The 21,859-nt window shown below is 52.5% G+C and carries 18 protein-coding genes; 15 read left to right on the top strand and 3 right to left on the bottom strand.

From position 1 onward, the window contains the following. The first annotated feature begins 134 nt into the window (after positions 1 to 134). Positions 135 to 623 (top strand): phosphohistidine phosphatase SixA, encoded by a 489-nt coding sequence (gene sixA / locus FCN78_RS09565; RefSeq protein ID WP_077659381.1) that lies wholly within the window; start codon positions 135 to 137, stop codon positions 621 to 623. Between the two features lie 49 nt (positions 624 to 672). Here sixA and smrB read toward each other — a convergent pair whose 3' ends face one another. Next, positions 673 to 1,203: an endonuclease SmrB gene (gene smrB, locus FCN78_RS09560; RefSeq protein ID WP_077659337.1), complete on the bottom strand. Its 531-nt coding sequence runs from the start codon at positions 1,201 to 1,203 to the stop codon at positions 673 to 675. A gap of 121 nt (positions 1,204 to 1,324) precedes the next feature. On the opposite strand from smrB, the gene prmB reads away from it, so the two are divergent. The 4 genes from prmB to FCN78_RS09540 all read left to right on the top strand — a co-directional run bounded on the left by prmB (position 1,325) and on the right by FCN78_RS09540 (position 4,409). Continuing rightward, on the top strand, positions 1,325 to 2,257 hold the full coding sequence (gene prmB, locus FCN78_RS09555; protein ID WP_069360747.1) for a 50S ribosomal protein L3 N(5)-glutamine methyltransferase: 933 nt from the start codon (positions 1,325 to 1,327) through the stop codon (positions 2,255 to 2,257). A 178-nt stretch (positions 2,258 to 2,435) separates the two neighbouring features. Beyond that, on the top strand, positions 2,436 to 3,497 hold the full coding sequence (gene aroC, locus FCN78_RS09550; RefSeq protein ID WP_077659336.1) for a chorismate synthase: 1,062 nt from the start codon (positions 2,436 to 2,438) through the stop codon (positions 3,495 to 3,497). 77 nt (positions 3,498 to 3,574) lie between these two features. Beyond that, entirely contained in the window at positions 3,575 to 4,126 is a 552-nt protein-coding gene (locus tag FCN78_RS09545; protein ID WP_077659380.1) for an elongation factor P hydroxylase, read from the top strand. Between the two features lie 4 nt (positions 4,127 to 4,130). Beyond that, entirely contained in the window at positions 4,131 to 4,409 is a 279-nt protein-coding gene (locus FCN78_RS09540; RefSeq protein WP_077456339.1) for a YfcL family protein, read from the top strand. A gap of 101 nt (positions 4,410 to 4,510) precedes the next feature. Here the strand turns inward: FCN78_RS09540 and mnmC are convergent, their stop codons facing one another. Beyond that, a complete protein-coding gene (gene mnmC, locus FCN78_RS09535) occupies positions 4,511 to 6,511 on the bottom strand; it encodes a bifunctional tRNA (5-methylaminomethyl-2-thiouridine)(34)-methyltransferase MnmC2/FAD-dependent 5-carboxymethylaminomethyl-2-thiouridine(34) oxidoreductase MnmC1 (protein WP_077659335.1) in 2,001 nt (666 codons plus the stop codon). 118 nt (positions 6,512 to 6,629) lie between these two features. On the opposite strand from mnmC, the gene fabB reads away from it, so the two are divergent. From fabB to purF, 10 genes are all read left to right on the top strand, one after another. Further along, complete coding sequence (gene fabB, locus FCN78_RS09530; RefSeq protein ID WP_069360721.1) at positions 6,630 to 7,844, top strand: beta-ketoacyl-ACP synthase I; 1,215 nt, start codon at positions 6,630 to 6,632, stop codon at positions 7,842 to 7,844. Between the two features lie 255 nt (positions 7,845 to 8,099). Beyond that, on the top strand, positions 8,100 to 9,254 hold the full coding sequence (locus FCN78_RS09525) for a 4-phosphoerythronate dehydrogenase (protein ID WP_077659334.1): 1,155 nt from the start codon (positions 8,100 to 8,102) through the stop codon (positions 9,252 to 9,254). Further along, complete coding sequence (locus FCN78_RS09520; RefSeq protein WP_069360719.1) at positions 9,251 to 10,264, top strand: aspartate-semialdehyde dehydrogenase; 1,014 nt, start codon at positions 9,251 to 9,253, stop codon at positions 10,262 to 10,264. The genes FCN78_RS09525 and FCN78_RS09520 overlap by 4 nt, the downstream gene beginning before the upstream one ends. 283 nt (positions 10,265 to 10,547) lie before the next feature. Beyond that, on the top strand, positions 10,548 to 15,161 hold the full coding sequence (locus tag FCN78_RS09515) for a FimV/HubP family polar landmark protein (protein ID WP_137317903.1): 4,614 nt from the start codon (positions 10,548 to 10,550) through the stop codon (positions 15,159 to 15,161). Positions 15,162 to 15,296: 135 nt separating this feature from the next. Continuing rightward, a complete protein-coding gene (gene truA / locus FCN78_RS09510) occupies positions 15,297 to 16,082 on the top strand; it encodes a tRNA pseudouridine(38-40) synthase TruA (protein WP_077659602.1) in 786 nt (261 codons plus the stop codon). Positions 16,083 to 16,249: 167 nt separating this feature from the next. Then, complete coding sequence (accD, locus tag FCN78_RS09505; RefSeq protein ID WP_077456328.1) at positions 16,250 to 17,176, top strand: acetyl-CoA carboxylase, carboxyltransferase subunit beta; 927 nt, start codon at positions 16,250 to 16,252, stop codon at positions 17,174 to 17,176. 65 nt (positions 17,177 to 17,241) lie between these two features. Then, positions 17,242 to 18,492 carry a bifunctional tetrahydrofolate synthase/dihydrofolate synthase gene (folC, locus tag FCN78_RS09500; protein ID WP_077659603.1) on the top strand — a complete coding sequence of 417 codons (1,251 nt, stop codon included), beginning with the start codon at positions 17,242 to 17,244 and terminating at the stop codon, positions 18,490 to 18,492. A 12-nt stretch (positions 18,493 to 18,504) separates the two neighbouring features. Beyond that, positions 18,505 to 19,053, top strand: coding sequence for an SPOR domain-containing protein (locus tag FCN78_RS09495; protein WP_069362064.1), 549 nt, complete (start codon positions 18,505 to 18,507; stop codon positions 19,051 to 19,053). A 61-nt stretch (positions 19,054 to 19,114) separates the two neighbouring features. Then, the gene (locus FCN78_RS09490) at positions 19,115 to 19,612 is read left to right on the top strand and encodes a CvpA family protein (RefSeq protein ID WP_069362063.1); all 498 of its coding nucleotides are present in this window, start codon (positions 19,115 to 19,117) and stop codon (positions 19,610 to 19,612) included. Positions 19,613 to 19,643: 31 nt separating this feature from the next. Continuing rightward, on the top strand, positions 19,644 to 21,158 hold the full coding sequence (purF, locus tag FCN78_RS09485) for an amidophosphoribosyltransferase (protein WP_069362062.1): 1,515 nt from the start codon (positions 19,644 to 19,646) through the stop codon (positions 21,156 to 21,158). 62 nt (positions 21,159 to 21,220) lie between these two features. Here purF and FCN78_RS09480 read toward each other — a convergent pair whose 3' ends face one another. Further along, positions 21,221 to 21,820 (bottom strand): Yip1 family protein, encoded by a 600-nt coding sequence (locus FCN78_RS09480; protein WP_046075248.1) that lies wholly within the window; start codon positions 21,818 to 21,820, stop codon positions 21,221 to 21,223. Positions 21,821 to 21,859 lie beyond the last annotated feature (39 nt).

Genomic DNA, 21,859 nt, shown 5'->3' with positions numbered 1-21,859 from the left:
CACTATCAGAGTAAATAAGTTAGTAGTAAGTATGACTACCAGTGACCAGAGTCGCAAACCACTTATTTGGTCTTTTGCGGATCATCTTGATAGCATGCAGCCAATCTTGGCATATGAATGTGGGTATTAAGGCGATGAAATTAATCATAATGCGTCATGGCGAAGCGCAAGCATTTGCAGCCAGTGATAGCGACCGCGCGCTCACGGCCAATGGTGAGCAACAGAGCAAACAGATGGCGACGTGGCTGAACCAGCAATTGGATGGGCAAGGGATTGATAAAGTGCTGGTGAGCCCTTACTTACGTGCGCAGCAAACCTGGCAGGTGTGTGCGCCTTTGTTACCCGATGCAAAAGAGGTGATCACAGAAGAAGAGATCACCCCTTTTGGGCAAAGTGATCGTGTCTATGATTACCTGAATGCAATGATAGAGGTTGAGAAACTTGACGTGGTCTTGGTCGTCTCTCATCTGCCTTTAGTCGGATACCTTACCAACGAGTGGGTGCAAGAAGGGCAACCGCCGATGTTTGCCACGTCAGCCATGGCGTTGATTGAGGTCGATGTCACCAACCAACAGGCGTCGCTGAGTGCGCATATGTCGCCACGACAGCTTTTAAACTCGTAATCGGTAGAAAGTGCTTGACGCGCTTCTGTCTCTTTAGCGACAGGTTGCTTTAGCGCTCGGGCACTTCTATCAGCACCAACAAGGCGCCATCCCCCCCAAACTCCCTTGGCGCTTGGTGAAACGCCATCACATTAGGGTGCTGTGCCAGCCACAGTGGAATTTTGTCTTTGAGTACCCGTTTACCAATCCCATGCATCACACTGGCGCAACGAGTGCCGTCTTTCACACAGGCCGCGAGCATCGCCCCCAGCTCTCGCTTGGCTTCTGTCTGGGTCATTCCGTGTAAATCGAGGTAGATATCGGGCACATACACACCACGACGAAGCCGCTTGACCTCGTATTTAGAGACATCCTGACGGGCGTACTGCATTGGACCCGATTCATTGAGCAGCGGCTCGAACTCATCGGAAAAGTAAAATGCACGATCGCTACTCTGTCGCTCAAACTGACGTTGTTTGCGCGTCTTGGTCGTCTGGCGTTGTGGTGGGTTTATGGTATCCTGCTTCAACTTTTTTGCGCCTTTGACGGCATCACGGAATAGCGCCAAGTCCTCTTCCGTCATCGATGGTTTTTTGCTCATAAAAAACTGTCCCCGAGGTGATGACCTGAATTGTACATTCAGCTAGCTCAAAATGCTGCTTATTGTACTGACCTCGCGTCAAAGGGCGACCCCCAATTGCATGAAGCCGATGGAGGCCAATGTGGATACGATTTTTACTGAAGAGGTGGTCAGCGAGTTACATACGCTGCAAGATATGCTGCGCTGGACCGTCAGTCGTTTCAATGCGGCAGGCTTGTTTTATGGCCACGGCACCGACAACGCGTGGGATGAGGCGGTACAGCTGGTGTTACCGACACTCTACTTGCCGATTGATGTGCCCTCAGAGACGCGCTTTTCGCGTCTGACCACCAGTGAAAAGCATCGTATTGTTGAGCGTGTCATTGCACGTATCAATGATAAAACACCGGTTGCCTATCTGACCAACAAAGCGTATTTCTGTGGCTTAGAGTTTTTTGTCGACGAGCGCGTGCTCGTTCCACGTTCACCGATAGGTGAGCTTATCCAGCAAGAATTCGCTGGCATCTTGCCTCACCCTCCTCGCCGGATTATGGATTTATGTACGGGCAGTGGCTGTATCGCTATTGCTTGTGCCTATGCGTTCCCAGAGGCAGAGATCGATGCGGTGGATATTTCCACCGATGCGCTGGATGTCGCTGAAATCAATATTCAGGATCATGGCTTGGAAGAGCAAGTGATCCCGATGCGGTCGGATTTGCTTAAAGATGTCCCGCAAGATAAATACGATTTAATCGTAAGCAACCCACCCTACGTCGATGCGGAAGATATGGACGACTTACCGGACGAGTTTCGCCATGAACCTGAGCTGGGGCTTGCCGCCGGCACGGATGGGTTGAAACTGGTGCGTCGGATGCTTGCCAATGCACCCGATTATCTGACAGACGATGGCGTGTTGGTGTGTGAGGTTGGTAATTCGATTGTGCATATGCAAGAGCAATACGGTCATTTGCCTTTGCAGTGGATTGAGTTCGAAAACGGCGGTCATGGTGTGTTTATGATCAGCCGCCAAGATCTCGTTGCGTGTGCGGATGAATTTGCCCTTTATCGCGACTAGAGGCAGTACCCGCCGATCATGATATAAAGCCAGCCTCGTGCTGGCTTTTTAGTCTCTAACACTTGCAGTCGCTCCGTTGCTCACCTGGATTTTCTTTGCGTATTTGATTGCTTTATGGTTAATTGCTAACAAAGTACGCAAAAATACAACAATGCCCATCAGGCAAGTAGAGGAAGGCATGGCAGGCAACACGATAGGACAGATATTTCGCGTCACGACCTTTGGAGAAAGCCACGGCGTTGCGTTGGGGGCGATTATTGACGGCTGCCCACCGGGGTTAGCATTGACTGAAGCGGACATGCAGCATGATCTCGATCGCCGTCGTCCCGGGACGTCGAAATACACCACTCAGCGCCGTGAACCGGATGCGGTGAAAATCCTTTCTGGGGTCTTTGAGGGCCAAACCACGGGAACATCGATTGGCTTGATGATCGAAAACACCGATCAGCGCTCCAAAGATTATTCCAAAATCAAAGATGTGTTTCGCCCTGGGCATGCAGACTATACCTATCACCATAAATATGGCATCCGCGATTACCGCGGGGGCGGCCGTTCATCGGCAAGAGAGACGGCGATGCGTGTCGCCGCAGGCGCGGTGGCTAAAAAATACCTCGCGCAAGTGCACGGCATTCAAGTGCGAGCTTACTTGGCGCAAATGGGCGAGGTGACCATCGATACCGTCGATTGGGCGCAAGTTGAGCAAAACCCTTTCTTTTGCCCGGATGTGAACAAACTAGAGGAATTGGATGCGCTGATCCGTCAACTGAAAAAAGACGGAGATTCAATCGGTGCCAAGCTCACCGTGGTGGCAGAAAACCTTCCTGTCGGCCTTGGTGAGCCGGTGTTTGATCGCTTAGATGCGGACATTGCCCATGCGTTAATGGGAATTAACGCGGTGAAAGGGGTCGAAATTGGAGATGGTTTTGATGTGGTGAATCAGCGTGGCAGTGAGCATCGTGATGAAATTCACCCTGACGGCTTTGCCTCAAACCATGCGGGAGGCATTCTTGGTGGGATCGCATCAGGCCAGCCACTAGTGGCACATTTAGCGCTCAAACCCACCTCTAGCATTACCGTGCCGGGCAAGAGTATTGATGTTCACGGTGAATCTGCGGATGTGGTGACGCGTGGTCGTCATGACCCGTGTGTGGGGATCCGCGCCGTGCCGATTGCCGAAGCCATGGTGGCGATTGTGCTGATGGACCATTTGCTTCGTCACCGCGGCCAAATGGGCGCATAGCGATATCCCAAACGTTTCATCTTCTTTAACCCCATCTGTCGTTTTGGATAGTTGGGGTGTTGTTATTGTTTAAGATTATGACCCACAATTATCACGACTTGATCCAACTTTTTAACCAATCCTTTCTTGCTTCTTTCAATACTGAGCTGGTGCGTGGCGGGGATGAGCCTATTTACTTACCTGCTGATGCCGATCATCCTCATCATCGTGTGATTTTTGCGCGCGGCTTTTTTGCCTCGGCATTGCACGAAATTGCACACTGGACCATTGCCGGTGAGCAGCGTCGTCAATGGGAAGATTATGGCTATTGGTATCACCCGGATGGCCGTGACGCTGACACGCAAGCCGCCTTTGAGGCCGTCGAAGTGAAGCCACAGGCGATTGAATGGATCCTCTCTGCAAGCTGTGGATTTCGGTTTCAAGTGAGCTGTGACAATTTAAGTGGTGTTGAGCCCGATCGCCACGCGTTTACTGAGAAAGTTCGGCAACAAGTCGTACAGTATGTCTCTGATACCGCGACAAGCACCGCTTTGCCCGTGCGCGCCAAGCAGTTTTCTGATACCTTGCGAGACTTTTATGGTGTTGCGCCGTTGACGCCAGATACCTTTACGTTGCCAAGCCAAGGTTAAAAAGATGAAAGTTCAAGACTATGAAACACGCATTTTAGCGTTAATCGATGAGATGGTGGAAACCGCCTCAGACGATGAATTGTTTGCCAGTGGCTATTTACGTGGCCACGTTTCTTTAGCGGCAGCGGACTGTGAGTTGGAGGGGGTTGATGAGGTGTCAGCATTGAAAGCGCGCGTCGATGCCAGTCTCAATGATAATGCCAGTGAGCTGTCACCCGGCGACCAACGTCTCGTTGGGGCGCTGTGGGATTTATTGCAACAGCAAGTGGAAAAAGACGCGTAACACACTGTTTTAAATGGGACACTAAGCGGTATCGCAAACGGTACCGTGTAGCAAAAGAAAGCCATCGCCTCGGTGATGGCTTCTTTGTTGGCCGTGACGCGCTATAGTGTTTTACCTTTTAGCAGCTTACGAACCCACATCCGTCCTGGGTGCAGCGTGTCTAGGACCGACTGAGGTAAAGGTAAAGGCTCGTCACAAAGCTGAGCTGCTAGCACTTCTGCCGCCAATGGCGCTGAAGTGAGGCCGCGAGAGCCGAGCCCCAGTAAGCAAAACAACCCGGAGTAAACGGGAACGGCGTTCGCTTTTTCTTTGTCTTTTTGCAAGGTTTGGTAGGCAGACACCAAGGCGTCGTAATCACACACGTTGCCCACAAAAGGTAAATGGTCGCGACTGGCACAGCGCACGCCAACGCGTCCGTCTTCCGCCAGAGGCACCGCGTGTGCCCAGTCTGTATCGACACAATTGGTTAAGCGCTGTTGATTTTCAAGCTGATCGGCGGCTTGGAACCCTACGTCCGCATTATTGCGACGATAGCTGGCCCCTAGACAATGCTCGCCCGCCTGATTAGCTGGGGTTAAATAGCCCTCGAAACACAATACAGTGCTGAGCTTACTGAGTTCGGTATTGGTGGGCACATGGCTGACTTGGCCGCGCACCGGATAAACGGGAATAGGCTGTGTTTGGCTGAAGCTATCTGCTTGGTGGCCGTTGGCGATCACCACATTTGGGTGGTGAACCTCACCCATGCTGGTCTCGAGTGTCCAACCATTGTTCGATTGTGTTAGCGCTCTCACGGGACAATCAAAATGGGCACGTAGCTGTCCGCTGGCAATGGCTTTATCTATTACACCCGCGGTAAACTGTTGTGGGCTTATCCAACCGCCAAGCGGATAAAACACGCCGGCATGCCCGGTTTCTAAGCCGACCTTCTCGCTCACGCCATCGGCGTCTAACGGCGTGACCAATGCCTCAGGGAAGGCGCCATCGGCCATCTTAGCAAGTTTAGCGGCACTCTTGTCGTCGTAACCCAGCTGTGTCACCCCACACCAGTCGTGCTCAAAAGCGATGCCTTGAGCGTTTTGTTGTTGAACAAACTGTCGTGAAAACAAAAAGGCGGGGGCAAAAAACTGACTTAAATTATCGTTATTGCCATTTAAAAGCGGATAAATGGCGCCTTGATGGTTCCCTGATGCGCCAGCAGCCGGGCGCGGGTCTTGGCAATACAGCGTGACTTGCTTGCCCCGTTGCAGCAATGCGGTGATCAAGGCGGCACTGGCAATGCCGCCGCCAATAATGGCGATGTCGTCCGCTGTTGAAGCGGGTGTGCGGGCATACCATGGTGAGTAGCTGGCATGGGCTTGGCGAGCAGGCAGTGCACCTGCCAACATGTCTCGCTTGTGGCCAAAACCTTTCACCTTTTTCATTTCAAAACCGGCCTCGATAAGGCCACGACGCACAAAGCCAGCGGCGGTAAAGGTGGCGCAGGTGCATTGCTCGCGTGCAAGTCGTGCCATGCCATTAAACAAATCTTGGTTCCACATCTCTGGGTTTTTGCTTGGGGCAAAGCCGTCTAAATACCAAGCATCCACCACCCCCTCAGGGCCTGTTGGCACTTGTGGTAACCAATCTTTAATATCACCAAACCACAAATCGAGTGTAATCTGACCTTGAGCCAACACGATTCGTTGACAACCAGCTAACGGCACAGGGTAGTCGGCGCGTAGCCGTTCAGCATAGTGTGCCAGCTCTGGCCAAGCTTGATGTGCACGGGCGAGATCCTCTACTGTCAGGGGGTACTTCTCAAAACTGATAAAGTGAAGCTGGGTCACGGGTGCGTTTGGATGGGTTTGACGGAACTGCTCGAAAGCCGCCCAAGTGGCCAGGAAGTTGAGCCCAGTGCCAAAGCCGGTTTCCGCAATCACAAACCGGGATGATGTGGCAGTTTGCCAACGTGCGGGAAGTTGGTTTTGTTCGATGAACACGTAGCGGGTCTCGGCCAAACCGTCGTGATTGGAAAAGTAGACGTCATCAAACTGTTCCGCGACGGGGGTGCCCGTGTCATTCCAGCTGATTTTTGCGTGGTCGATCGAGGGAGTGCTCACAAATGCCTCTTACACAGGAAAGGAAAAAGCAAATTGTACTGGCTCAAAGGAAAGCTGACCACTTATCAGCTTCAAAAACGCTATCATCCACTGCGAAATTAACGTCTAGGAAAGAATCATGAAACGAGCTGTCATTACAGGCATGGGGATTGTTTCCAGTATTGGTAACAACGTCAAAGAAGTGCTGGAGTCGCTCAAAGCGGGGAAATCTGGCATTAACTTTTCTCAGCAGTTTGCAGATATGAAGCTGCGTAGCAATGTTTGGGGGGATCTCAAACTCAACCCAGCCGACCATATTGATCGCAAAAGAATGCGCTTTATGGGTGACGCGGCGGGCTTTGCCTACTTGGCAATGGAGCAAGCCATTGAAGACTCGGGCCTGGCTCCTGAGCAAGTTTCTAACCCACGAACTGGTTTAGTGGCCGGTTCAGGTGGTGCGTCATCGGTGAACCAAGTCACCGCGGTTGATACATTACGCGAAAAAGGCGTGAAGCGTGTTGGCCCTTACATGGTGCCACGGACCATGTCATCGACTGTTTCAGCCTGTTTGGCTACCCCGTTCCAAATTAAAGGGGTGAACTACACCATGAGTTCTGCGTGCGCGACCTCGGCGCATTGTATTGGTCACGCCCTTGAGCTGATTCAGCTGGGTAAACAGGATGTGGTGTTTGCCGGTGGCGGTGAAGAGCTGGATTGGTCACTGACCATGATGTTTGACGCCATGGGGGCCCTTTCAACCAAATACAACGACGACCCGCAGAAGGCCTCTCGTACCTATGACGCGGAACGAGACGGTTTTGTGATCTCTGGTGGTGGCGGCATGCTAGTCGTGGAAGAGCTGGAGCATGCGCTGGCGCGTGGTGCGACCATCTACGGTGAAATTGTCGGTTACGGTGCAACGTCTGACGGCTATGACATGGTGGCGCCGTCGGGTGAAGGCGCGGTGCGCTGTATGAATATGGCGATGCAAGATGTAGAGGGTGAGGTTGATTACATCAACACTCACGGCACCTCAACCCCAGTAGGAGATGTAAAAGAGCTTGGCGCGATTCAGGAAGTGTTTGGCGGCAAGAGCCCAGCGATTTCTGCGACTAAGTCAATGACAGGTCACGCGCTCGGGGCGGCAGGGGTGCACGAAGCCATCTATTCAACCCTGATGCTTGAGCAAGGTTTTGTCGCGCCAAGTATCAACGTGGAGAACTTGGATCCCGCGGCTGAAGGGTTAGATATTGTGACGCAACCGCGAGAGCAAGCACTGACGCGCGTGATGTCCAACAGCTTTGGCTTTGGCGGTACCAACGCCACCTTGGTAATTGAAAAATATCGCGGTTAATACAATCGCCCCTTTTTCCAGGTATGCAGAGAGGCTCTGCCATCAGACACGGACCATTATCGTTGAGAGCCGTTAATGGTCTTTTCAGGTCCTGGATTTACCCGGCTTCGGCCGGGTTTTTTTATGCTTGAGGCCACCCGGTGAGCGGGTTATCCACTCAGTTCAAGGGTGTTTTCTCACCGTGAGATAGATACAATGATTTTCTTGCATTGAGCATCCGATAAGCGATGCACCGACTCACACAGGACGTTGAACGTGAAAATTGTTGTAGACGAAAACATGCCTTATGCCCAAACCTTGTTTAGTCAATTGGGTGAGGTGGTTGCATTACCCGGGCGCGCAATCCGTACGACGGATTTGATTGATGCTGACGCATTAATGGTGAGAAGCGTCACGCAAGTGAGCCATGCTCTGATTGACGGTGCAACTCGTCTGCGTTTTGTCGGTTCAGCCACCGCGGGTGAAGATCATCTTGATTTTAACGCCTTGCACGCACAAGGCATCCACGGTACGGCGGCGCCTGGCTGTAACAAGGTTGGGGTGGCGGAATACGTGATTAGCGCCTTGCTGGTGTTAGCGCAACAGCAAGGCTTTAAGTTGACCGACCGAACGGTCGGTATCGTGGGCGTGGGTCATGTGGGGCACTACTTGTCCGAGCGGCTTGCGGCACTTGGGATTAAAACCTTACTTTGCGATCCCCCCCGTCAGGATCGAGAGAACCTTACTGAGATGGTGGACATTGACACCCTGATCGCACAATCGGATGTGGTCACTTTCCATACCCCTTTGACCAAGACCGGTGCGCATCCTACTTATCACCTCATGAATCAAGCTCGGTTAGATGCGCTCGCGTCAGGAAGCATTTTGATAAACGCCGCTCGGGGGCCGATTGTTGATAATCAAGCACTTAAAGCGCGGTTAGCGCGAGGCGATATTGATGCGGTGTTGGATGTTTATGAACAGGAGCCCGAGGTCGACCTTGCCCTGATGGACCAGCTTACGTTTGCTACGCCTCATATTGCAGGCTATGGTCTGGAAGGCAAAGCCCGTGGTACTACCATGGTCTTTAACGCACTGTGTGAACACCTGGGCCTGCCTCATCGTGCCCATGCCAGTGAGCTGCTGCCCACCGCGCCGATTCCACACGTTGCCTTGGCACAGCCTTGGCAACAAAGTGATCTGATGGCACTGACGCAATTGGTCTACGATATTCGCCGAGATGACAGTGATTTTCGTCGGGCCATGCATGAGGCCGGTGATGACAAACCCGCTCAGCGTACAGCCTTTGACCAATTACGGAAAAATTACTGGGATCGACGCGAGTACAGTGCGATCACGGTAGCCGGACAGGCTGATTTCGGGTTACAGTCGCTGGCTAAGCTGGGCTTTAGTATTGAGGAGCATGCATGACACAAGCATTTGACGTTGCCATTTTGGGCGCAACCGGTGCGGTAGGACGCACCATGATCGAGATTTTAGAAGAGCGCGATTTCCCCATTGGCACGCTACACCTCCTCGCCAGTGAGCGGAGTGCAGGTGAAACCATCACCTTTAAAGGTGAGAGCCTGCGTGTGCAAAATGTCGACAAATTTGATTGGACACAGGTTCAGCTTGGCTTGTTCTCGGCGGGCGCACAGGCTTCAGCGCATTGGGCGCCGATTGCAGCGGAAGCGGGCGTCGTCGTTATCGATAACACGTCGCAATTCCGCTATGACTTCGACGTGCCCTTGGTGGTCCCTGAAGTGAACGCAGCCGCAATTGGTGACTTCCGTAATCGTAATATTATTGCTAACCCAAATTGCTCGACGATCCAAATGCTGGTGGCATTAAAACCTATTTACGATGCCGTGGGTATCGAACGTTTAAATGTGTCTACCTACCAATCGGTCTCAGGGTCAGGGAAAGAAGGCGTTGATGAGCTTGCCGGGCAGACGGTTAAATTGCTTAACAGCCAAGATGCGGAGCCTGCGTTATACAGCAAGCAAATTGCCTTTAATTGCTTACCACACATCGACCAGTTTATGGAAAATGGCTACACCAAAGAAGAAATGAAAATGGTGTGGGAAACCCAGAAAATTCTTGCCGATGAGATGATAGGGGTTAACCCTACCTGTGTGCGCGTGCCCGTGTTTTACGGTCATGCTGAAGCCGTGCACCTTGAGTGCCGTCAACCGATTGACGCAACGGAAGCGGTAGCGATCTTGAGTCAGCATGAACACATCGAGGTCTTTGAAGGGGAAGATTACCCCACTCAGGTGAAAGAAGGCACTGGCTCAGATAAGGTGCTGGTGGGGCGTATTCGCAACGATATTAGCCACCCTAATGGGCTCAACCTCTGGGTGGTAGCAGACAATGTGCGTAAAGGGGCCGCGACTAACTCGGTACAAATTGCGGAAGTATTGGTTCGCGATTACCTTTAAGCAACAAGCGTCGCACCCACAAAAGAGCGTGATAGCCCGCCCATCACCACACTAGGTTGATTGATACCCCATCCGTTGATGGGGTATTTTTTTAGGCATTAATTTTGCAAAGGTGGGCGATACGCGACGTGTGACGATGCTATCATCGAGTCAAAACTGAGGCAGAGCGCCCACAGTTTGATCGCGCAACACACTTTTATATCACCAAACTACAGTTTTTAGCATGGCTTCCGATATAGTTAGATATTTAGTGAGGCCATTTTTGCCATAAGGGAGTGCGGGTGTGTCCAACGCACAGCAAAGTGAACAGTCTTCTTCTCAAACTCGATTGACCATAACCTCGCATCGCGTTAAGCGGCATCTTATTGCCGTCGCAGGGGTATTGGCGGTTGCGCTTGTCAGTGTTTCAACGGTGCCGGTCGAAGCGGCAATACGCATTCTTGGTCCGCAAGATGAAATGGCGGCTGAAACCGCTTCGCCCCAACCAACGCCAGCGGTTGCATCGGCACAACAATATGGTCCAACCGGGGCCAATGAAACTTTGTGGTCGATTGCGACTCAAATGCGCCCTAATACGCAAGTGAGTGTGTATCAGACGCTCGGCGCGATTTTTCGTCTGAATACCGACGCATTCACCAACAACAATATTCATAGTTTGCAGCCGGGTAGCACCTTAGTAATGCCGACGCTGGCGCAAATTGAGCAAGAAAGCACCCAAGATGTGATCAATCGGCTTGAAATTGATGAAGCGCGTAAGCAAGCCCAAAATACCACGCCACTCAGCGAACAGGTTGAGCAACCGAGTCCGCAACCGTCGCCAGCGCCTTCAACGAACACCCAGCCGGAACAATCGCAACCTGAGCAAACAAGCCAAGACACTTCCCAATCCAGTGAAGAGACTCAGCAAGCCAGTGCGCCTGAGCCTCAAGTGGTACAAAATTTACAGTCTCAGCTGCAAGCGTCAGACCAAGAAATGACGCGTTTGGTTGAGAGCAATCATGTGCTCAAGGTTCGTTTGTCTGAGGTTCAGCACGAGCTGAGCGCCCTAAAAGAGCAGATGAGCGGTGATGCTGAACTCAATAAAGAGATCCGGGCATTTTTAGAAAAGCAGCGTCAGCAACAGGTGGCTGAGGACACTCAACCTCCCTCAGCGGTTGAATCTTTACTTGATAGCCCATTATTGCTGGCTATGTTGGCTATCATCCCGGGGGCCTTGATTGCAGGGGCGATATTCTTCTTCCTCGCGCGTCGTAGAAAGCAAGAAGAAGACACGGAAGAGCCCGCGGCACTGGATCATGATGATATGGACGATATGCCCGTGGTCATGGTGCCCGATCCGGATGACGATGAAGACGATGTTGACGATCCGCAAGATGACGATGAGTTAGAGATCACCGATGATGAGACGGCGAGTGAGGATATCGCGTTTGGCGATGATACCGACCTGGACGATCTGGATCTGGATGACGAACTCGATGATATGGCTGGCAATGAATCGAGTGTCGCGCCTACCAGCGATGATGCTATCGGTCTTGAAGACATGGAGCGCGCGCTGGATGAGCTGGCCGATACGCCGCCGGCTGATAAGGATAGCGCTGCCGATGACACATCATCCCACGAGGGGGACGAATCGGAAACGGGCGATACAGAGCAACCTGAAGAGGAAATGAGTGCTGATGAAGCGCTTGCCGCCGAGTGGGCTAAAGCGCTCGAGGAAGGCAATGACAGTGATGTCGACGATATCGATGCCTTATTGGCAGGTGAAGCTGATGGAAACGCCGCTGAAGCCCCAGCGGAAGAGCCTGAGAGCGAAAGCGCCGAGACGAAAGCGCAAACGTCAGAAGAGCGCGAAGACAATGACGAGCAAGCGCCAAATGACGCGCTATTTGACTCGGTGCTCGACGATGAACCTGAGCTGGACTTAAGCCAAGACATTGACTTATCTGATGATGATAATGATGACAACGTTTCTCTCGATAACACAACCGAGTTGCTTGATGAACTTGTCGGTGATGAAGAGGACGAAGATAGCTGGCTCAATGAAGGGGATGATACCGAGGGCGAATTCGATGAAAGTAGTGACGCCTTACTGGATGAAGTCTTAGACAAAGATGATGACCCTCATTTAGAAGATTCTGACGCTTTACTCGAAGAAGTGTTGGGGGATGACGATGAACCCGACCCACTCGCTGAGGATGATGATCCAGCATTGTGGGGAGAAGAAGATGACAATGATCCGAACGAAGCGGAGTTAGAGCAACTTCTTTACGCGTCGGATACGCAAACAGAAGAAACACCTGACACTGATCCAGGATCAGAGACAGGTGCTGAGCAAGACAGCGACGCTGACGCACTAGCGGACACCCCCGCCGCAGCAGAGTCTAGCGAGGCAGATGACGCACCTGCAGCGGACGATGACGCGGAAGACGAACCCCAAGCAGCGTTAAACGAAGACAATGCACCGGCGGACGAATCGGCTGAGTCAGAAGCCACTAGCGGGGCCGATGACGCACCCGCGGCGGACGATGGCGCGGAAGATGAGCCGCAAGCAGCGTTAAGTGAAGACGATGCAGAGGCGGACGAATCGGCTGAGCCAGATGAGCCAGAGGCTACGAGCGAGGCCGATGACGCACCCGCAGCGGACGATAACGCGGAAGACGAGCCGCAAGCAGCGTTAAGTGAAGACGATGAACCGTCGGAAGAACCGGCTGAGCCAGAAGCCACTAGCGAGGCCGATGACGCACCCGCAGCTGATGATGACGCGGAAGACGAGCCGCAAGCAGCGTCAAGTGAAGACGATGAACCGTTGGAAGAATCGGCTGAGCCAGAAGCCACTAGCGAGGCCGATGACGCACCCGCAGCTGATGATCACGCGGAAGACGAGCCGCAAGCAGCGTTAAGTGAAGACGATGCAGAGGCGGACGAAGCGGCTGAGCCAGAAGCCACTAACGAGGTCGATGACGCACCCGCAGCGGACGATGACGGGGAAGACGAGCCGCAAGCAGCGTTAAGTGAAGACGATGCAGAGGCGGACCAATCGGCTGAGCCAGAAGCCACTAGCGAGGCCGATGACGCACCCGCAGCTGATGATGACGCGGAAGACGAGCCGCAAGCAGCGTCAAGTGAAGACGATGCAGAGGCGGACGAAGCGGCTGAGCCAGAAGCCACTAGCGAGGCCGATGACGCACCCGCAGCTGATGATGACGCGGAAGACAAACCCCAAGCAGCGTTAAGTGAAGACGATGCACCGGCGGACGAATCGACTGAGTCAGAAGCCACTAGCGAGGCCGATGACGCACCCGCGACGGACGATCACGCGGAGGATGAGCCGCAAGCAGCGTTAAGTGAAGACGATGCAGAGGCGGACGAATCGACTGAGCCAGAAGCCACTAGCGAGGCCGATGACGCACCCGCAGCTGACGATCACGCGGAAGACGAGCCGCAAGCAGCGTTAAACGAAGACGATGAACCGTTGGAAGAATCGGCTGAGCCAGAAGCCACTAGCGAGGCCGATGACGCACCCGCAGCGGACGATGACGCGGAAGACGAGTCGCAAGCAGCGTTAAGTGAAGACGATGCACCGTCGGAAGAACCGGCTGAGCCAGAAGCCACTAGCGAGGCCGATGACGCACCCGCGGCGGACGATCACGCGGAAGACGAGCCGCAAGCAGCGTTAAGTGAAGACGATGCAGAGGCGGACGAAGCGGCTGAGCCAGAAGCCACTAGCGAGGCCGATGATGCACCCGCAGCGGACGATGACGCGGAAGACGAGCCGCAAGCAGCGTTAAGTGAAGACGATGCAGAGGCGGACGAATCGGCTGAGCCAGAAGCTACCCGCGAGGAAGATGAAGCGGCTGATGATGACGGCGATAATCTCGACGACATTAGCGAAGAAGACTTACTTGATTTAACCAGCCTACCAGAGTACGACGAAGAAGCGGCATTGGCAGACGCTGAACCGGTTGACGATCAAGAACAAGCGGATTTAGATAGCGTGCCAGAGCCAGAGCCAGAGCCAGAGCCAGAGCCAGAGCCAGAGCCAGAGCCAGAGCCAGAGCCAGAGCCAGAGCCAGAGCCAGAGCCAGAGCCAGAGCCAGAGCCAGAGCCAGAGCCAGAGTCAAACAGCGAGCGAGATTATGAGTTTGACTCTTTCTCGCTTGATGAGCTGGGCGAGTTTGGCGAAGACGACGCACTAAGCGCTGCGCTCGAAGAGCAGCGAGAGCTAGAATCTTATTTAGATGAGCAGCAAGAGGGTGACGTCGCCAAGGAAACGCCTGAGCGTGATGAGCGAGATATCAGCGATCTCGACGATGACGATCACCAAGTGGGTGGCTTAAACATGGAGGCACTGCTCTCCGAGTCAGACGATGACACGCCACTGGATCTTTCCTCACTGTCCGATGAAGAAGCGGCGGTTTGGCAAGCTGATAATGAACCTGAGCCTGAAGCAGAGAGTGAAGACTGGAGTCAACAGCCCGCCATCGATCCGGCGTCATTGGAAACGTTTGAACTCGAGGAAGCCTTAGATGAGGATCTTCTGAGTGAGGGAGAAGCAGAGAGTGAGCTGATTGGTGAAGAGCAAGAAGAAGATGACTACATCAGCATTGAGGAGCTCATGCGAGATGATGGTTCTACGCCAGATATCGATCCTGATAAAGCGGAAATGAATCTGAATGTGGGTTTAGATGAGTTTCCTGATGTGTTAGAAGATATCAGTGCCATTGATGTGGATGGTGATACCGCGAGTACTGAAGCATCGACGAATCTTGACCTTGCCAAAGCGTACTTGGAAATGAACGATATCGATGGGGCGATTTCTTTGCTCGAAAAAGTGATGCAGTCGGGCAACAAGGCCTTACAGCAAGAAGCACGTCAGTTGCTAGAACAGCTGAGGTAGTGAAAAAACAGGTAGCGAATGCTGCCTGTTTCTTTATGGCGGCAGTGATGGCCAAGCACGCGCTTTTCACCTGCAACTCGAGGGCTTTATGGGTATAATGCGGCGCCTTATTGACGAGTAACGAGAAGGCAGGGCATGAGATTCGCGTTAGGCATTGAGTATGATGGCGCTCAGTTTTACGGTTGGCAGAGGCAACGAGAAGTCACCAGTGTACAGGAACACCTCGAGCGTGCTTTATCGACGGTTGCCAATCACCCTGTCGCCGTACAGTGTGCGGGACGTACCGACTCTGGCGTGCATGGAACAGGACAGGTAGTGCACTTTGACACTGATAATCAGCGTCCATTAAAAGCTTGGACCATGGGTGTCAATGCGAACTTGCCGGATCCGATTGCGGTGCGATGGGCGAAGCCCGTGACAGACGAGTTTCATGCCCGTTTTAGTGCGACCGCGCGACGCTATCGTTATGTGATTTATAATCATCCCTTGCGCCCGGCGATCTTAGCCAAGGGAGTCAGTCACTATCACGCTGAACTTGATGAAACCTTAATGCACCGAGCGGGTCAGTATCTCCTTGGGGAGAATGATTTTTCCTCATTCCGTGCCGCTCAGTGTCAATCGAAATCCCCTTGGCGGAACGTGATGCATTTATCGGTCAACCGTCAAGAACGCTTTATCGTGATTGATATTAAAGCCAATGCGTTTGTGCATCATATGGTTCGCAATATTGTGGGGAGCTTAATGACGGTCGGTCGTCAAGAGCAGCCGCCTGAGTGGATGGCTTGGTTGCTGGCACAAAAAGATCGTACCCAGGCGGCTGCGACCGCCAAAGCTGAAGGCTTGTATCTGGTTGAGGTGGACTACCCCGAAACATTTGGGTTGCCTCGTTCACCCATTGGCCCCCTGTTTTTGCCGGATTAGGTGATTGTGGCGGCAAGTACGCTGTACTCATAAAGCACGGAGAAAGAATAGGTAGTACCAGTTTTTTATCCCAAGTCTGACAGACTTGTGATTTAATTCGGTCTAATTTGTTACGAATCCAAGATAGTTGTCCGTTCGCGAGAGCTATCACTAAGTAAAGGTTGTCCATGAGCTGGCTAGAAAAAATATTAACCAAAAGTAATATTGGTTCATCACGCAAGGCGTCGATTCCAGAGGGCGTGTGGACCAAGTGCACGTCGTGTGATCAAGTTCTCTATCACGCGGATGTCGAGCGTAACTTGGAAGTCTGTCCAAAGTGTGAACACCATATGCGCATGCCAGCACGCCGCCGGCTCGACGTGTTTTTGGATAAAGACGGGCGTGAAGAGATTGCCAGTGAGCTTGAACCCAAAGATGTGTTGAAGTTTCGCGATTCGAAAAAGTACAAAGATCGTTTAGCGTCGGCGCAAAAAGCAAGTGGCGAAAAAGACGCCCTGGTGGTCATGAAAGGCAGCGTGCTTGATGTACCCGTGGTGGCCTGCGCCTTTGAGTTTAAATTTATGGGTGGCTCGATGGGAGCCGTTGTGGGCGCTCGCTTTGTTAAAGCCGTGGATGCGGCGATTGACAATAACTGCGGTTTGGTGTGTTTTTCTGCCAGTGGCGGTGCGCGTATGCAAGAAGCGCTCATGTCACTGATGCAAATGGCCAAAACAAGTGCCGCATTGGAACGCCTTTCCCGCCATAACCTGCCGTTTATCTCAGTATTAACCGACCCGACTTACGGTGGCGTGACGGCCAGTTTTGCCATGTTAGGTGATATCAATGTGGCCGAGCCTAGAGCGATTATCGGTTTCGCGGGGCGCCGAGTGATTGAACAGACCGTGCGTGAGAATCTTCCTGAAGATTTCCAAACCAGTGAGTTTTTGCTTGAGCATGGTGCGATTGACATGATTGTCGATCGCCGAGAAATGCGTCAACGCTTAGCGGGTCTGCTTGCCAAATTGAATAATCGTCACTCACCACTGGTGGTCGATGTAGAACAAGGCAAGCCTGATCTTGAGCCTGAAGCGGCACCGCCTTCTCAAGAGCAATAATTGACCGTGTCCCACGGCGCTATCCTTGGTATCATTTACCCATCATGGAGTAACTGACCAAGCCAATGTCTGAACAACAACACCCAACAGCCACGTCCTCTTTAACGACGTGGCTGTCTTATCTCGAAAGCATCCATACCCGTGCCATCGATCTTGGCCTTGAACGCGTCGCGGCAGTGGCCGAAAAAGCGCAACTGACTAAGCCAGCGCCGACAGTGATTACCGTCGCGGGAACCAATGGTAAAGGCACAACCTGTGCGCTGCTAGAATCGATTTTGCAGCATGCGGGTTATCGCACCGGTGTCTATAGCTCCCCGCATCTCATTCACTATAGTGAGCGCGTGCGCATTAATGGCGAACGGCTAGACGATGCCGCGCACAGCGAAGCGTTCGCGACAATTGAACAAGCGCGTGGTGACACGAGCCTGAGCTTTTTCGAGTTCGGCACCTTGGCCGCATTGCACTTGTTCAAGCAGCATTCGCTGGACGTGGTTATTTTAGAAGTGGGTTTAGGTGGACGCCTCGATGCCACCAACGTGGTGGAGCATGACGTATCGGTGATCACCAGCCTCGCGCTCGATCACTGTGATTGGTTAGGGGATGACATTAACCAAATCGGCTACGAAAAAGCAGGGATTTTCCGAGCAGGTAAACCCGCTGTTTGCGGTCAGCCCTCTCCACCGGCGAGCGTGGCTGCACATGCTGACAGCATTGGCGCCGAGCTACACCAGTTGGGCTATCAATATCAATATACGCTCACGGATAATACCTGGTGTTGGGCGGCAGGGGCGTTTGAGCTGACGGCGTTGCCTATCCCGGCAATACCGTTACAAAATGCCGCCACTGCCTTGATGGCTTTGGGGGTTGCCGAGCTGGAGATCGCAGACACACACATCTCTGACGGGTTAGCCTCGGTGTCGGTACCCGGGCGAATGCAGGTTGTTGCCAATGCGCCTTACACTGTGTTTGACGTTGCTCATAATCCGCACGCGGCCGCTTATTTGGCAGAGAAGTTGGCTGAGTGCAAAGCGGAACGCGGCGGACACGTGCATGCGGTGGTGGCCATGTTGTCCGATAAAGACATGGCGGGTACCTTAGCCTGCTTGGACGGAATCGTGGATCACTGGTATCCGGCATCGTTATCTGTGCCTCGAGGTGCACCCGCCGACAGCTTGCCTGTGCCGGCATCACAACAGTTTGCATCACCCAGTGAGGCTTATCAGCAGGCATTAAAACATGCTGAACCTGCGCGAGACTGTGTGGTCGTATTTGGGTCGTTTCATACCGTTGGGCAGGTAATAAGCGCGCTTAACTAAAACGGAGTCATTGTGGCCAGTAAGTTACAAAAAAGAATCGTGGGTACCTTGGTGTTGGTGTCTATCGGGGTGATAGTGCTGCCAGATGTGCTTGATGGCAAAAAAGAGCATTATCAAGAGAGCTATGAAAGTATCCCACTACGGGATGATTTTGATAGTGAGGTGAGCCAAGCACCGATTAAAGCCCCACAAGTGGTTGAGGTGGACGCGCCAGACACCAAGGTAAAAGAGCGTCAGACAAACGAATTGGACAACGAGCCTGCGCCTAAACCGGCGTCTAGCGATACCGCCTCTTCGTCAGCCAGTGCTCAAGAAGGGGCGTGGATGATTCGGCTTGGCACCTTTCGCAACCAAGACAACGCCCGACGTTTGGTCAAGCAATTACGCGAAAAAGGCTACCAAGCACATATCTTACCCAAAGCCATCCAACCGGGTGATTTAGCCAAGGTGGTCGTGGGGCCTCACGTCTCTAAATCGGCGTTAGAATCGCAACTGACTGATTTGCAATCTTTGACAGGATTGAAGGGTCAATTGCGTAAATTTGACCCACTCACCCAATAAGAAAACGTTTGCGTGAGCATTTTTTCTGTTAGAATGCGCACGTCTCGAGCAAGTGAATACGATGAATTGGATTGATTACCTCATTATTGGCGTCATTGGTTTTTCGGCGCTAGTTAGTGTGATTCGAGGCTTTGTTAAAGAAGCATTGTCATTGGTGATATGGTTTGGTGCGTTTTTTATCGCCAGTCAGTTTTATACGCAACTGGCGGTTTACCTGACCAATATTGAAGATGCCGTTATTCGTAATGGTAGCGCAATAGCCCTATTGTTCATTGCCACCTTAATCGTGGGGGCGGTGGTCAATTATGTGATTGCTCAGTTGGTAGAGAAAACCGGGTTGTCTGGTACCGATAGGGTGCTGGGTATGGTGTTTGGAAGTGTGCGTGGTGTACTCATTATTGCCGCGATGCTCTTCTTCCTGGATGCCTTTACGTCGGTCGCTCACACCCAAGCATGGGGGCAGTCGCAACTTATTCCTAACTTTGCGGTAGTGATTGAATGGTTTTTCCACTATCTCGAGAACAGTTCCAGTTTCTTACCTGAGATCGCCGGATCTTAGGATGATATTCGCGTAACAAGGAATCGCTGACATGTGTGGTATTGTTGGAATCGTTGGTAACACCCCGGTCAATCAGTCCATTTATGATGCACTGACGGTGCTACAACACCGGGGACAGGATGCAGCCGGGATTGTCACTATTGACGACAATCGTTTCCGGCTTAGAAAAGCCAATGGTCTGGTAAAGGATGTGTTTCAACTTAAGCATATGCAGCGCTTACAAGGCCAAGTGGGTATTGGGCATGTGCGTTATCCAACCGCGGGGAGTTCGAGTGCGTCAGAAGCGCAGCCGTTTTATGTCAACTCGCCTTACGGTATTACCCTGGCGCACAATGGCAACCTCACCAATGCCCAAGACTTGCGTCAGTCGCTATTCGAGAAAGATCGTCGTCACCTTAATACCACCTCTGATTCTGAAATCCTGCTTAACGTCCTTGCCCACCAGTTATCAACCGCGACATCGCATCCATTAACGGTTGACGATATGTTTGCCGCGGTGGCGTCGGTGCATCGCCAAGTGTCGGGGGCTTATGCGGTCGTGGCCATGGTCATTGGTCATGGTGTGATCGCGTTCCGTGACCCCAAAGGCATTCGGCCACTCTGTTTAGGTAAGCGCGATACGGAGGCGGGCACTGAATACATGGTGGCGTCGGAGACAGTGGCGTTGGATGCGGTCGGGTTTGATTTTGTCCGTGATGTGGCACCCGGTGAAGCTATCTATATCACGCTGGATGGGCAACTGCATACCAGTCAATGTGCGGATACGCCGAGTTTAAACCCCTGTATCTTTGAATTTGTCTACTTCTCTCGCCCTGACTCCTTTATCGATAAGGTTTCCGTGTACGGCGCGCGTATTCGTATGGGCCAAAAACTGGGGGCTAAAATTCAACGTGAGTGGGATGACGCTGACATTGATGTGGTGATCCCGATTCCAGAGACCTCCTGTGACATCGCTTTGGAGATTGCCCAAGTGCTGGGTAAGCCTTACCGACAAGGCTTTGTCAAAAACCGTTACGTCGGGCGGACCTTTATTATGCCTGGGCAACAAATGCGTCGGAAATCGGTGCGCCGTAAACTCAATGCCATTCGTTCTGAGTTTAAAGACAAGCGCGTTTTGTTGGTCGATGACTCGATAGTCCGCGGCACCACCTCGGAGCAAATTATCGAAATGGCGCGCGAGGCGGGAGCAAAAGAAGTGTACATGGCATCAGCCGCTCCCGAAGTGCGTTTTCCTAACGTCTATGGCATCGACATGCCCAGTGTCAACGAGCTGATCGCCCATGGCCGTGAAGTTGATGAAATTGGTCAACTGATTGGTGCAGATGGTTTGGTCTACCAAGATCTGTCTGACTTGGTGGCGGCGGTTGGCGAAGCGAACCCAGCTATTGAGCGCTTTGAGACATCCGTATTCAGTGGTGAATATGTCACTCAAGATGTCGATCAAGCTTACCTCGAGTATATACAAAGCTTGCGTAACGACGATGCGAAAACGGTACGCGAGCAGCAGCAAGAGCTAGCGAACTTAGAGATACATAACGAGGACTAACTGAAAACGCCGCGACAGTTATCGCGGCGCTTTTCACTGTGAGCCTGCTACGCCCATGTTGACTAATGGGTAAAGACAGGCCCCATGCCGACATTCCACAGGATGACTGAGGCAGCCAGAATCGCGACCAGCAATACTAACCCGCAAGTGACGACAGAGCTGGCATAGATGAATCCTCGCTCTTCAGGGATCTCCATCAATATGGGTACCCCCGTGTAGAGGAGGTAGACAGAATAGGCAATACCAATCAAGCCGACGATCATCACAAACCACACCACTGGGTAAAGCGTGGCGAGTCCCACCATAAAGATGGGCGTTGCGGTATAGGCTGCCAGTTCAAGACACTGGGTGTAAGTCGGAGCGGAACCGAACGTACGACTCATCCATAATGTGAGATAGGCCAACGCCGCGACACCACCCAACAAAGCAAGATACATGGCACTGGCAATGAACAGGGCGCTTTGCGGGGTCATAAAGATGGGATCCCCCGCGCCGATTTGCCAACCAATGTGGACGCTCGCGTAGTAGGCACAAACAGGCGGGATTAACGCGAGTAACAACGCGTGACCAATGCTGTTCGAAGCGGCCTCGTGGCGCTCGCCAATCGCTTTCCATTCCTTTTTGGGATGGGTATATAACCCTAGTAAATGACTCAAAATCATAGTAACCCCGCTCGTTATTCCCTCAGTGAAGTCAGGTGC

Source organism: Salinivibrio kushneri (assembly GCF_005280275.1).
GTDB classification, from domain to species: Bacteria; Pseudomonadota; Gammaproteobacteria; order Enterobacterales; family Vibrionaceae; genus Salinivibrio; species Salinivibrio kushneri.
The sequence above is the reverse complement of the archived record's forward strand: the minus strand, read 5'-3'. Positions and strand labels throughout refer to the sequence as shown.